Origin of the sequence: Mucilaginibacter sp. PPCGB 2223, assembly GCF_001705515.1 — a bacterium.
Classification (GTDB): Bacteria; Bacteroidota; Bacteroidia; order Sphingobacteriales; family Sphingobacteriaceae; genus Mucilaginibacter.
Genome location: NZ_MDJS01000006.1, coordinates 80,145 through 93,964 on the forward strand (window position 1 = coordinate 80,145; position 13,820 = coordinate 93,964).

At 46.1% G+C, this 13,820-nt stretch carries 12 protein-coding genes; 10 read left to right on the forward strand and 2 right to left on the reverse strand.

Annotated elements, in window-relative coordinates:
• Positions 1-5: 5 nt before the first annotated feature.
• Entirely contained in the window at positions 6-1,286 is a 1,281-nt protein-coding gene (gene fucP / locus BEL04_RS23600; protein WP_066008212.1) for an L-fucose:H+ symporter permease, read from the reverse strand.
• 177 nt (positions 1,287-1,463) lie between these two features.
• Between fucP and BEL04_RS23605 the strand changes: the two genes are divergently transcribed.
• The gene (locus BEL04_RS23605) at positions 1,464-2,336 is read left to right on the forward strand and encodes an AraC family transcriptional regulator (RefSeq protein WP_066008214.1); all 873 of its coding nucleotides are present in this window, start codon (positions 1,464-1,466) and stop codon (positions 2,334-2,336) included.
• Positions 2,337-2,503: 167 nt separating this feature from the next.
• On the opposite strand, the gene BEL04_RS23610 is transcribed toward BEL04_RS23605, so the two are convergent.
• Entirely contained in the window at positions 2,504-3,316 is an 813-nt protein-coding gene (locus BEL04_RS23610; RefSeq protein ID WP_066008215.1) for an SDR family oxidoreductase, read from the reverse strand.
• Positions 3,317-3,410: 94 nt separating this feature from the next.
• Between BEL04_RS23610 and BEL04_RS23615 the strand changes: the two genes are divergently transcribed.
• The 9 genes from BEL04_RS23615 to BEL04_RS23655 all read left to right on the forward strand — a co-directional run bounded on the left by BEL04_RS23615 (position 3,411) and on the right by BEL04_RS23655 (position 13,811).
• Positions 3,411-4,100, forward strand: a complete 690-nt coding sequence (locus BEL04_RS23615) for an OmpA family protein (RefSeq protein WP_139113165.1) — start codon at positions 3,411-3,413, stop codon at positions 4,098-4,100.
• A 129-nt stretch (positions 4,101-4,229) separates the two neighbouring features.
• Positions 4,230-5,072, forward strand: a complete 843-nt coding sequence (locus tag BEL04_RS23620; RefSeq protein ID WP_066008221.1) for a dienelactone hydrolase family protein — start codon at positions 4,230-4,232, stop codon at positions 5,070-5,072.
• 165 nt (positions 5,073-5,237) lie between these two features.
• The gene (rimP, locus tag BEL04_RS23625) at positions 5,238-5,714 is read left to right on the forward strand and encodes a ribosome assembly cofactor RimP (RefSeq protein WP_066008227.1); all 477 of its coding nucleotides are present in this window, start codon (positions 5,238-5,240) and stop codon (positions 5,712-5,714) included.
• A gap of 4 nt (positions 5,715-5,718) precedes the next feature.
• The gene (gene nusA / locus BEL04_RS23630) at positions 5,719-6,954 is read left to right on the forward strand and encodes a transcription termination factor NusA (protein WP_066008228.1); all 1,236 of its coding nucleotides are present in this window, start codon (positions 5,719-5,721) and stop codon (positions 6,952-6,954) included.
• 60 nt (positions 6,955-7,014) lie between these two features.
• Positions 7,015-9,870, forward strand: a complete 2,856-nt coding sequence (gene infB / locus BEL04_RS23635) for a translation initiation factor IF-2 (RefSeq protein WP_066008229.1) — start codon at positions 7,015-7,017, stop codon at positions 9,868-9,870.
• A gap of 155 nt (positions 9,871-10,025) precedes the next feature.
• Positions 10,026-11,012 carry a DUF6427 family protein gene (locus BEL04_RS23640; protein ID WP_066008233.1) on the forward strand — a complete coding sequence of 329 codons (987 nt, stop codon included), beginning with the start codon at positions 10,026-10,028 and terminating at the stop codon, positions 11,010-11,012.
• A 45-nt stretch (positions 11,013-11,057) separates the two neighbouring features.
• The gene (gene purQ / locus BEL04_RS23645) at positions 11,058-11,750 is read left to right on the forward strand and encodes a phosphoribosylformylglycinamidine synthase subunit PurQ (RefSeq protein WP_066008235.1); all 693 of its coding nucleotides are present in this window, start codon (positions 11,058-11,060) and stop codon (positions 11,748-11,750) included.
• Positions 11,750-12,493: a type III pantothenate kinase gene (locus tag BEL04_RS23650; RefSeq protein ID WP_066008237.1), complete on the forward strand. Its 744-nt coding sequence runs from the start codon at positions 11,750-11,752 to the stop codon at positions 12,491-12,493. The genes purQ and BEL04_RS23650 overlap by 1 nt, the downstream gene beginning before the upstream one ends.
• The gene (locus BEL04_RS23655) at positions 12,486-13,811 is read left to right on the forward strand and encodes a hypothetical protein (RefSeq protein ID WP_066008238.1); all 1,326 of its coding nucleotides are present in this window, start codon (positions 12,486-12,488) and stop codon (positions 13,809-13,811) included. The genes BEL04_RS23650 and BEL04_RS23655 overlap by 8 nt, the downstream gene beginning before the upstream one ends.
• Positions 13,812-13,820: the final 9 nt, after the last annotated feature.

Genomic DNA, 13,820 nt, shown 5'->3' on the forward strand with positions numbered 1-13,820 from the left:
TATCCTTATCCTAAATTACCGGGGTCTAACGCTGTTTCAACTTCGGTTTTATTAACAACCTTATAGCCTTTTAAACCGAAGAAAGCAACAACAATAAAACAAACTAATGGTACTATATAGCCATTTTGAATATTACTGGTAACATCGCTTATCCAACCAAAAACCAAAGGAAGAAGCGCGCCCCCTACAATCGACATGACCAATAAGCTGCTGCCATATTCGGTATCACCTTTTAAATCTTTAATACCTAAAGAAAATATGGTTGGGAACATGATAGACATAAAAAAGCAGATACCAACAACGGTATATACCGCTATCATCCCATGGGCAAATATTGCCACCAGGCATAAACCGGCGTTAACCAATGCATAAATAGCTAAAAGGTTATTGGCTTTATAAAAGCGCATCAAAAACGTGCCCACGAATCTGCCTATCAGGAATGCTAAACCACATGCTCCAGCATAAACACGAGCCTCGACCTGTGTGATACCTGCTGATTTGGTAGCATATAAAATGAATAAGCTAAACACACAAACCTGTGCTCCCACATAAAAAAACTGCGCAACAACACTCCAGGATAAATGACTGTGTTTAAATGCATGAAAAATATTTTTGCTCGCCACATGGCCTTCAGTATCTTGAATTTTAGGGAGCTTTGTAAACGCAAATGCAATAGCTACCACAACCAAAATAGTTCCTAATATTAAGTATGGGGTTTTTACTGTGGATGCTTCTGATGCCAAAGCCAATTTGCGCGCGCCCTCGCTCATCACTTTTAATTGATCATCGGTAAGCCCCTTGTTTAAAATAAGCGCTCCACCAACAACAGGTGCAAGTGCTGCTGCAAGGCCATTAAATGATTGTGCGAAGTTTAGTCGTTGTGGGCCAGTTTCCGGATCGCCAAGTGCAGTGGCATATGGATTTGCTGCTGTTTCTAAAATGGTTAAACCACAAGCTATGATAAACAATGCGATCAGAAACGACGAGTATTGCAATGTGTTGGCTGCTGGAATAAACAAAAACGAACCGATAGCGAAGATTAGTAGACCAGTAATTATCCCATTTTTATAGCCAAATTTTTTCATAATAAAACCCGCAGGCAGCGCCATAACAAAGTACGCTGTAAAAACGGCCGAGTCGACCAGTGCTGCCTGTACAGTGGTCAGTGTGAACGACCTTTTTAAGTGTGGGATCAATACCGGATCGAGGTTGTGTGCAAACCCCCATAGAAAAAACAAAGAAGTGACAAGGATAAAGGCAAAGGTCTGGCTGGTCTTTTTTTCCATCTGCTGGTTTAGGTTAGGTAATTGTCGCTAATTGGTTCAGAAAAATTAACTATTGATAATTGGTATTACAAAGAAAGAATGTTTTGCGCTACATTAACTTTTTTGATTTGTCTAATTAATAAACTATTTTGGCATATAATTAACAACTCTATTCATTAGTAACGAATTTATAGTTTAATGAAGCCGCAGCTGCTAAAAGTTAATAATGCACCCGCGCATTCTTTCAGCGTAAGGCAGGATATTCATCCGTATATCAACAACCTCTGGCACTACCATCCGGAGGTCGAGCTGATACAGATCAACAAAGGCAGCGGCACGCAATTTGTTGGCGACAGCATCAAGCGTTTTTCGCCCGGCGATATCGTGTTGATCGGTTCGCAGTTGCCGCACTACTGGCGGTACGACGATGATTATTTTTTGCCGGATACTACGCTGTCCGCCAATGCTGCCGTGATCCATTTTGCCGAGAACTTCTGGGGCGAGCATTTTATGAATCTGCCCGAAAGCAAGCCTATCAAAACCTTGCTCGAAAAGGCACGCAGGGGTATACACGTTCAGGGCCAGACGGCCAAAGCAGCCGGGATGCTGATCCGCAAAATGATGAACAGCGACGGCATGCAGCGCATCATCGTACTGATGAAGCTGCTATCGGTCATCGCGGCGAGCGATGAGTTTGTATTCCTGTCATCCATCGGCTTTAGCCACGATCTGAACGATATGGAGAACGAGCGCATTAATGCTATTTACGAATACTCGCTGGCCAACTTCAGGCGTAAGATACAGTTGAGCGAAATTGCCGAAGTGGCCCGCATCAGCGAAAACTCTTTTTGCCGGTATTTCAAATCGCGCACACGCAAAACCTACTCGCAGTTTTTAATCGAGATACGGGTAGGCGATGCCTGTAAGATGCTCATCGAAAACAAATTGAGCATTAAGCAGATCTGCTTTGAATGCGGCTTTCAAAACCTGGTTGGTTTTCACAAATACTTTAAGCTCATCACGGGAAAAAGTCCGTTGAATTACCAGCGGGAATATAATAAGGTGGCCTAAAAATTGAGATTCGGTCAAAACTCCTTCCTTGGGGAAGGGTGCGGATGACTGTGAAATGGCGGGAAGGGGTCATTTTTCGGTATGAATGTTCAACAGACCCCTCCCTACACCCTCCCGTTAGGAGGGAATCGCACAGCCCCAATGCTTTTTCTTATGAACAACTATCATTACCAGCAAGCTTCGTTCGTAATACACCGTGGTAAATCCGGATGAATAAACTCATAATCCAGATCGTGCTCCAGCTTTAACGGATCGATGATCTTCCAATCATTTAATTCATCAATAAATTGCGGAGCTGGCAAACCGGCTGTTTCGGTTGCCAAAGTATAAAATTCCTTTCTGGATGGATGACTCGGCGCGGCCGCATGGTAAGTGCCTATAAAGTTCGGGCTCTTCAAAACCACTTCGATAATACCGATGCAATCATCCAGGTGGATGAGGTTTACCGGCGCCTGACCATTCGGGACACCGGTTTTACCTGCAAAAAAACGCCCCGGGTGCCGCCCCGGGCCAATCAATCCCGCAAAGCGGATAACAGTTGTTTTGAAGGTGGCACTTTGGTTAAACAGCTGCTCGGATTGGTAGAGTGCGTTTTGAAAATCTACAATGCCGGTATCAGTGATCTCTGAATTACTATCCGGGTAAACCGAAGTTGAGCTGATAAAGATCATCCGTTTAACCGGCGATGCTTTTACCTGCTCAAGCAAAAACTGCATCTGGATCAGGTATGCCCCGGCGCTTTGTTTTTTTAGCGAGGGCGGGACGTTGATGAACAGGATATCGCTGTCAAAAAAAACTGCCGGCAGTAGCGTATCGGTGCTTAATTGTACTAAATACGGGTCAATTTGGTAGGTACGCAGTAACCCTAACTTAGCTTCTGTAGTAGTAGAGCCCTTAACCTGCCAGCCTTGCGCTATCAGCCTGATAGCTAAGGGCAAGCCCAGCCACCCGCAACCTAAAATACTTATACTTTTGTCCAAAACGTCTCGTTTTATATATTTACAAAGGTATTTAAAAACTATTTGGCACTTACTTTGTAATTTTGTACCCGAACACCAACCCTTATAAATAACAATGAAGATCGTTAATTTAAAATTCGCAACACTAAGCATAGCCTGTGCAATGGCTTTAACCGTGGCTACCAGTTGCAACAGTTTAACCAAAACCCAAAAAGGCACGGCTATTGGCGCCGGCGCGGGTGGTACCATTGGTGCCCTTATTGGCCGTAAAGCCGGTAACACAGCTTTGGGTGCCATTATTGGCGGCGCTATTGGCGGCACTGCAGGTGCTTTTATCGGCCGTAATATGGACAGGCAGGCTGCCCAGATCAAACAAACCGTACCTGGCGCCGAAGTTGTGCGCGAGGGTGAGGGTATCATCGTGAAGTTCAGCTCGGGTATTTTATTCGATATCGATAAAACCAACCTGCAGCCGCAAGCCAAAACCGATATTACCCAATTGGCAGCATCGCTGCGAAGCAACCCCGAAACCAATATTTTGGTGGTTGGCCATACCGATAATACCGGTACAGCTGCGCATAATATGGACCTTTCTGTACGCCGGGCCGAAGCTGTTAAAGCTTATGCTATATCTGCCGGGGTCGATCCTGCGCGTTTAACCACACAAGGCAAAGGCGATACTGAGCCCATTGCCGATAACAGTACAATTGATGGCCGCGCGCAAAATCGCCGGGTGGAGATCGTGATCGTTGCTAACGACCAGATGAAGAACCAGGCCAAACAGCAAAGCGGCGGTTCAAACTAAACAAACCGATATAACGTATTTTAAAAGCCCTGCCGGCAACCGGCCGGGCTTTTTTTGCGTAAGGGTTGTGGTGGTCAATTCAAACAGATCCATTACTTTTAATTGTTATCTTATCAAACAAATCAAACTATGAAAAAGCTGTCATTACTCATCGTTGCCGTTTTATGTTACACGGCAGGTTTCGGCCAGGCTAAAAGCGTTGCTGTCTGCCATTCGCCAACACAGCAGTTTGCCATGCTGGCATCCGACAAAAAATTTGTCAGGGCTCATCCCAACCCGCGCCCTTTCCACTTCCAAAGCAGTATAGGTAAAACTATTAATTATCCCTGCGCCGACGGCAAAACCGCCGATGCTTACGAACTGAAGGCCAAAAAACCGACCAATAATTACCTGCTGGTAGTACACGAATGGTACGGCCTGAACGACTTTATTAAACAGGAAGCCGAAAAATTGTATAACGATATCGGCAATGTAAATGTGATCGCTCTCGATCTTTACGATGGGAATGTGGCCACGAATAGCAGCGATGCCGGTAAATATATGGCCGCCGTTAAGGAAGACCGGGCTGTGGCTATCATTAAAGGCGCCATTGCCTATGCTGGCCCGAAGGCACGTATCGCAACCATCGGCTGGTGCTTTGGCGGCGGCTGGAGCCTGCAAACCACGCTGCTCGCCGGCAAGCAGGCTATTGGCTGCGTAATGTACTACGGCATGCCCGAAAACGACCTGGCGAAGCTAAAAACTTTAAATACGGACGTACTGGGCATCTTCGGCAATAAAGACAAATGGATAAACCCCAAAGTGGTAGCTACCTTTGCCGATAACATGAAAAAGGACGATAAAAAACTAACATTGTACCAGTACGATGCCGACCACGGCTTTGCCAACCCGAGTAACCCGATCTATAATGCCGATGCCACCAAAGATGCTTATATGCACACCATCGCGTTTTTGAAACCAAGGATGAAGTAATGTGATCCCGCGTCATTGCGGTGGAGTAACGGGATATTTGCACATTATCAAATCCGAAATTACCTCACCCTCTTGACTTTCAAATAATAATCCGTATATTTGTATCGTAATTAAAAAAAAGGAAGAGGGGGCATTAGTCCCCTCTTTTATTTTTCAAAAAAATAAATGTCTGAAAAGAAATTAGAGAAATACGTAGCGACGCTGGTGGAAGAGAAAATTTCCGACAGGCCCGACCTGTTTTTGGTCGAGGTAAAAATGCTGCCCAGCCGCAAGCTGATGATTTTGGTTGATGGCGATAAAGGTATAGGTATTGCCGATTGCGCCGCCATAAGCCGCTTTGTGGGTTTTAAGCTCGAAGAGGATAACATCATCGGCGAAGCCTATAACCTCGAGGTATCATCGCCCGGGATAGATGCAGCACTTACCCTGCCAAGGCAGTATACCAAAAACATTGGCCGCAACGTTGGCATTAAAATGCTCGATGGCAGCAAACGCGAAGGCACTTTAAAAAATTTAGATAACGATAACCTAATAATCGAAGAAAAAGTAAAAGGCGAAAAAGGGAAGAAAGCCGTAGTAACAGAAAGCAGCATCCCTTTGAGCCAGGTTACAGAAACAAAAGTTTTAATATCATTCAAGTAGTACAATGAGCAATATTAATTTAATTGATTCCTTTCAGGAGTTTAAAGATTTCAAGAACATCGATCGCCCGACGATGATGAGTGTATTGGAAGATGTTTTCAGAAGCATGATCCGTAAAAAATACGGCACCGACGAAAACTGCGACGTGATCGTAAACACCGACAATGGTGACCTGGAGATCTGGCGCACACGTGTGGTTATGGAAGACGGTTTCAGCGAAGATGATGACCTGGAAATAGAATTGTCAGAAGCTAAATTATTGGATCCTGACCTGGAAGTTGGCGACGAGCATATCGAACTCATTACCCTCGAAAGCTTTGGCCGCCGCGCTATTTTAGCTGCCCGCCAAACACTGGTATCTAAAATCCTGGAGCTGGAAAAAGACGAGATCTACAAAAAATATAAAGACCGCGTTGGCGAAATTGTTACCGGCGAGGTTTACCAGGTTTGGAAAAAAGAAACTTTGGTGCTGGATGACGAAGGCAATGAATTGCTGTTACCGAAAACCGAGCAGATTCCTGCCGATTACTTTAAAAAAGGTGACACCGTTCGCGCCATCGTTCACAAGGTTGATATGATGAACAGCAACCCGAAGATCATCATTTCGCGTACAGCGCCCGAGTTTTTACAGCGCTTGTTTGAGTTAGAGGTACCTGAGATTTTCGACGGGTTGATCACTATCAAAAAGATCGTTCGCGAACCGGGCGAGCGCGCTAAAGTTGCCGTTGAGTCGTACGACGACCGTATCGACCCGGTAGGCGCCTGCGTGGGTATGAAAGGCTCGCGTATACACGGTATCGTTCGGGAGTTGAAGAACGAAAATATCGACGTGATTAACTACACCAACAACCTGCAGTTGTACATTCAGCGTGCTTTATCGCCGGCCAAGATCACGACGATTAAATTAGACGACGAGAAAAAAACCGCTGCAGTTTATTTAAAACCCGACCAGGTATCACTGGCGATAGGCCGCGGCGGCCACAATATAAAACTGGCAGGAAAATTGACGGGATACGAAATCGACGTTTACCGCGAAGCGGATGAAGAAGAGGAAGATGTGGACATCGAAGAATTCTCGGACGAAATTGATGGCTGGATATTAGACGAATTTAAACGTATCGGTTTAGATACGGCTAAATCTGTACTGGCACTCAATGTAGGCGAACTGGTAAAACGTACCGACCTGGAAGAAGAAACCATCAGGGAAGTAATTTCAATTTTGCAGGCCGAATTTGAATAAAACAGAATAACAAAAATTAAAAACGTATTTTTGTAAAAAAAAGCGGATAACAACTATTAAATGTCAGAAGACAAATCGATAAAATTATTTAAAGCAGCAAAAGAACTGAACATTGGTACAGGCACCATTGTCGATTTCTTGGCGTCTAAAGGTTACAAAATCGAAAAGCAACCTAACGCTAAGATTGAGGGTGAAATGTACGATGCTCTGCTGAAAGAGTTCCAGGGCGACAAGATCATCAAGGAAGAAGCCAAGCAGATCAGCATCGGAAAAATTCGCCGCGAAGAAGCCGGCGTGCCCGAAAAAGCGGAGCACCATCCGCGTGCCAAGGATTTTGAGCACGAAGAAATTTTAGTTAAAAATTTACATTCCTATACTCCGCCGCCGGCACCGGTTGAAAAACCGAAACCCGTTGTTGAGGAGCGTGATGAGGCAAGCTTGCCGGGTGTTAAAGTTGTCGGTAAGATCGACCTCGACAACCTTGGCAAAAAGGTTGAGAAAGAACCCGTTGCCGAAAAACCGGCACCGGTACCTGTCGCCGAACCTGTAAAACCCGTTGAGGTAAAACAGCCCGAGCCTGTTGCGCCGCCACCACCACCAGCCCCGGTTGCCAAACAACCAGAGCCGCAACCAGCCCCACAGCCCGAAGCAGACGAAGAGGATAACGGCGAAGGCGAGGTTATCCGCGCCAAAGCCGAGCGTTTAACCGGTCCGAACGTGATCGGTAAAATAGAATTGCCCGATGCGCCTAAGCGTAACCAGCCCATAGCATCATCGGGTGCGGGCAGCGCTGCCGATCAGCGCCGCAAACGCAAGCGTAAAGAAAACGCCCCGGGCCAAAGGCCACAGGGCGGGCAGCAGGGCCAGGGCGCTCCCGGTCAGCAAGGTCAGGGTGCACCGCAACAAGGCGGCCGTCCCGACTTTAAAAAAGGCGGCAGTAATATCCCTCGTCCCGATTTCAGGAACAAGGGCCAGCAACCTGCGCCAAGCTCTAAAGAAGAGCCGTCAGAAAAAGAGATTCAAGATCAGATTAAGGCCACCCTTGCCCGTTTAAGCGGTGCAGGTAAGTCGGGCAAGTTCGCTCAGCGCGCCAAATTCCGCCGTCAAAAACGCGATGACGTGGCCGCAGCTTCCGAACAGGACGCTTTAGAGCAGGAATTGCAATCGAAGGTTTTAAAGGTAACCGAGTTTGTAACCGCGAACGAACTGGCATCGATGATGGATGTACCCGTTACACAGATTATCTCAACCTGTATGAGCCTGGGTATGTTCGTATCCATCAACCAGCGTTTGGATGCCGAAACTTTATCTATCGTTGCCGAAGAGTTTGGCTACGAGGTAGAGTTTGTGAAACCACAGGACGAAGAGGCTAACCTCGACGAACCGGATGATCCGGAAGACCTGATCCCGCGTGCGCCGATCGTAACGATTATGGGCCACGTCGACCATGGTAAAACATCATTGCTCGATTTTATCCGTAAAACAAACGTAATTGCCGGCGAGGCGGGTGGTATAACCCAGCACATCGGCGCTTACGAGGTTAAGCTGAAGGATAATCAAAAAATAACTTTCCTGGATACGCCGGGTCACGAAGCGTTTACCGCTATGCGTGCACGTGGTGCCCAGGTTACCGATATCGTGATCATTGTGATCGCTGCCGACGATAGCGTGATGCCGCAAACCCGCGAGGCTATAAACCACGCACAGGCTGCAGGTGCTCCTATCATCTTCGCTTTCAATAAAATTGATAAGCCTGGCGCTAACGCCGATAAGGTTCGCGAGCAGTTATCAACCATGAATATTTTGGTTGAAGAATGGGGCGGTAAATATCAAACCCAGGAAATTTCGGCAAAAACAGGGTTAAATATCGACCTGCTTTTAGAGAAAGTGTTGCTCGAGGCCGAATTGCTTGAGTTGAAAGCCAACCCGAACAAACGTGCCGTGGGTACAGTTATCGAGGCTGCTTTAGATAAAGGCCGGGGTATTGTAACCACCATTTTGGTACAGGCCGGTACGCTGCGCGTTGGTGATCCTATCTTGGCAGGCTGCTACAGCGGCCGTGTTAAGGCATTGACTAACGAACGTGGCCAGCGTGTTGAATCGGCCGGCCCATCTACACCGGTACAGGTACTGGGTATGCAGGGTGCGCCTACAGCGGGCGATAAGTTTAACGCTTTAGACAGCGAGCCCGAAGCACGCGAGATTGCCAACAAACGTTTGCAGTTACAACGCGAGCAGGGTTTACGTACACAGAAACACATTACGCTCGATGAAATTGGCCGCCGCTTAGCGATAGGCAACTTTAAAGAGCTGAACATCATCGTAAAAGGCGACGTGGACGGTTCGATCGAAGCGCTATCCGATTCGTTACTGAAACTATCTACCGACCAGATCCAGGTGAACATCATCTCGAAAGCTGTAGGGCAGATATCCGAGTCGGACGTATTGCTGGCTTCGGCATCCGATGCGATCATCATCGGTTTCCAGGTTCGCCCTTCAGGCAGTGCGCGTAAGCTTGCCGAGCAGGAGCAGATCGATATCCGTTTATACTCGATCATTTACGATGCAATAAACGAGATCAAAGCCGCGATGGAAGGCATGCTTGCACCAACCTTTGAAGAGAAGATTGTGGCAAACGTCGAGATCCGCGAAACCTTCAAGATCAGCAAGGTTGGTACCATTGCCGGCTGTATGGTGCTGGATGGCAAGATCACCCGTAACAGCAAGATCCGTGTTATCCGCGAAGGCGTGGTTATCTATACCGGCGAGCTGGCATCGTTAAAACGCTTTAAGGACGATGTTAAGGAAGTATCGACAGGTTACGAGTGCGGCTTGAATATCCAGAACTTTAACAACATTGAAGTAGGCGACATTGTTGAAGCTTATGAGAACGTTGAAGTAAAACGCAAGCTGTAATCAACATTAAAATATCAAAGCCCCGTCCCGACATGCTGTCGGGACGGGGCTTTTTTGTTGGATAAACGCTATTGTATAAAATGCTCTGCTAAACCATCGCTTTCCCACCTTGCTTAATTTTCATTAATATTGCGTTAAATACACACCATATACCGATGATCAAATTTTTCAGGGTACTTAATCCGGTTAATATTGTTTGGCTTGGCGTGTTTTTATTTGTGCTGCGTATTAACTACATAGTTAACCTGCCCGCACATATCGAGTTTACTTTTCTGGAGCCTTTTGCCCACTCGCTGATACCGCTCTCGTACGAGAACTTTTTTTCATCGATAAATAACCTGCTGGTTGCCGCGGTACTGGTGTTTATACAGGCGCTGTGGCTCAACCAGATCGTTAACAAGTATAACCTGCTGGGTAAGCCTACCTTTTTGCCTGCCTTGATGTATATTACAGCATCGGGCATGTTTGTGCCTTTCCTGATATTGAGCCCGCCGTTGATCTGTAATTTTCTGATCATCCTGATGGTTGATAAGCTGTTTAACTTTTATAAAAACGAAAGCGCTAAAACCACGGCTTATGATCTGGGTATGATAGTAGGTGTAGGCACCATGATCTACTTTCCGTTTATTTACATGTTTTTAGCGGTGTGGATAGCGCTCATCATCTTCCGTCCGTTCAACTGGCGCGAGTGGGCATCGGTACTTGTTGGGTTCGTCACCATCTTCTTCTTCCTGGCGGTATATTACTACTTAACAGACCGTATCCGTCAGTTCTATACCATCTGGCTACCGCTGGGCCGCAGTTTTCCGAGTAAAATACACATCGATTATTACAATTATATCGTGTTAATACCGGTAATCATTATCCTGAGCCTGGCATTTTTGAGCCTGCGCGAAAAGTATTACAAAAGCTTTATCCAAACGCGTAAATCGTTCCAGTTGCTGTTTATTATTTTTATTATCGGGCTGCTCTCCTTTTATATCAAGGCCAATTTCAGGCTTAGTCACTTTATTTTGTGCGCAGTGCCCGCAAGTATATTTTTTGCCTACTATTTTTTGTATGCCACCAGGCGCTGGTTTTACGAAACCCTGTATATTTTGCTGGTAATTAGCATAATTTACTTCCAGTTTAACAAATTTTAACTTTTATATTAGCTCATATGTGCCCGCATGTGTTAGTTTTGTAGCATGAAGTTCGGCGTAGTCATTTTTCCGGGATCCAATTGCGATGAGGATATCATTTATGTATTGGAAAAAATAATGGGTCAGCAGGTTGTTCGCCTGTGGCATAAAGACCATGATCTGCAAAATGTTGATTTTGTTATACTGCCCGGCGGTTTTTCCTTCGGCGATTATCTGCGTTCGGGCGCGATAGCCCGTTTTTCGCCGATCATGCAGGAAGTGATACAGTTTGCCGCCAGGGGAGGTTATGTTTGGGGTATTTGCAATGGTTTCCAGATACTGGCCGAAGCCGGCCTGGTGCCCGGGGCATTACTGCACAACAGCCAGCGTAAGTTTATCTGCAATAATTTTTACATTAAGGCACAAACCCAAAACTCGCTGCTTACCTCGCAGGTCGACCCGGCAAAGGCCCTGAAAATACCTATCGCGCATGGCGAGGGTAACTTCTTTGCCGATGCCGATACTCTGAAGCAAATAAACGATGACGACCAGGTGCTTTTCCGCTACTGCGATGCCGGAGGCAATATTACTCCCGAAGCCAACCCTAACGGAGCTATCGAAAATATTGCCGGTGTATGCAATAAGGCGCGCAATGTGTTTGGTATGATGCCGCACCCCGAGCGCGCGGCCGACAGCCTTTTAGCCAATGAGGACGGCCTGGCCATATTTGAATCGATACTGGCATTTGTTAAGGCCTGATGGCTAACCTAGTAGCTGATATTGGCAATTCGTTTACCAAACTTGCTGTTTTCGATGGTAATAACCTGGTTTGGATGGAAAGCTATGCCAATATCAATGCCGAAATACTGAGTAAGGTTCTAAGCGCATATAAACCCCTGAAAGCTATCGTTTCTTCGGTAAAGAAAAACCCCGAAAGCTGGGAGCAATACCTGGCCGGCCAGGTTGGAACGGTGAGGTTTAATACGGCGATGGCAAAATCGGTAAAGAACCATTATAAAACACCGCAAACCCTTGGGGCCGATCGCGTGGCTGCTATAACAGGTGCACAGGCGTTGTATCCGGGCAAGGCCAGTTTGGTTATTGATGCAGGTACCTGTGTTACTTACGATATGATCGATGCCGGGGGGAATTATTTTGGAGGGAGTATATCACCGGGGCTGAATATGCGTTACAAAGCAGTGAACCATTATACATCGGCGCTGCCGTTGTTAACACCCGATGCCGGGTTCGACAGCGTTTACGGCGATGATACCGAGTCGGCCATACGTTCGGGCGTACAAAACGGTATCAGGTTTGAGATACTCGGCTTTATTGAAACATACTTTAAAACAGAAAAACATCTAAATATTATACTAACCGGGGGCGACTCGATTTTTTTTGATACTGTATTGAAAAATAGCATCTTTGCCCCTCAAATTAAAATCGAACCGCATTTGGTTCTGGCAGGATTAAACGCAGTTATACAACAGCATAATGATTAATTATAGTAAGCTTTTTATACTACTTATACTTTCGACCATTGCTCTGGGTGCGGCAGCACAAACATCGGCTACTACCAGCTCGCCGTATTCAAAATATGGTTTTGGCTTATACCAGGAACCGCTTTTGCCGCAAAACAGCGCGTTAGGCGGTTTAGGAACGGCAGTAGGCAAAACAGGCGGTTTTAACGATATCAATATCGTAAACCCTGCAACATACAGCAATATTAATTTAACCACCATTGATATGGGTGCGTTTATTAACAGCACTACATTGAGCCAAAATTCAGTATCGCAAACAAGCGGCAATTTCAGGCTTAATCACGTTGCGATAGCTATCCCAACCGGTAAACATGCGGCTTTTAGTTTTGGCCTTACCCCCTATGCCGATTTAGGATACAATTACACAAAAACCGCTTTAGTTAAACTGAATAACAGCGCAACCGGCGGTGTTGATACCACAACCACTGCCAGCTACATGTATACAGGCGAGGGTGGCTTATCAAAAGGTTATATTGGCTACGGCATCGGTTTGAAAAACCTGCACGTTGGTGTTAACGTGGCATATATTTTTGGTAATGAAAAGCAATACCGCACTACCCAGTTTACCGACCTGCCGTCGGTGCTGAACACCAGTATTGAGAACAGCATGAGCGTTGGCGGATTGAATTACGATTACGGTTTGCAGTACGAGATCCCCCTTAAACAGGATGCCCGTATTACTTTGGGTTACTCTGGTTCGGCAAGTACCATGCTCAGCACCAACGCAAAATTTGTAACGAGCCAGTATACTTTAAGTACCGATGGTACACCCAACACTGCTCTCGACAGCTTGAGGAGCGAACAAACCGATGGTAAAATAAAATTGCCTTTGATTAACCGTTTCGGTATAACTTACCAAAAAGATAATAAGTTTATGATAGGGGCCGAATATAAAATGGCTTCGTGGTCTGATGTAACCATTAATGGTACCAACGCCGGCCTGCAAAACAGCCAGACCTTTGCTTTAGGTGGTCAGATCACCCCTAACATCAACTCAATAGGCAGTTATTGGGCCGTGGTGGATTACCGTTTTGGTGTTAATTACGATAAAACTTACATTAACGTTAACGGCACCGATATTACCCAATACGGCGCAAGCATTGGCCTGGGCATGCCTATCCCCAACAGCTCCCGTACAAGCTTCTATAAGATTAATTTTACCGTCGAAGCCGGCCAAAGAGGAAGCCTGCAGAACAACCTGGTACGCGAAACGTTTTTTAACTTTCGTTTAGGCTTTACCATCAATGATAAGTGGTTCCAAAAATTTAAGTTCGATTAATTTTCATCG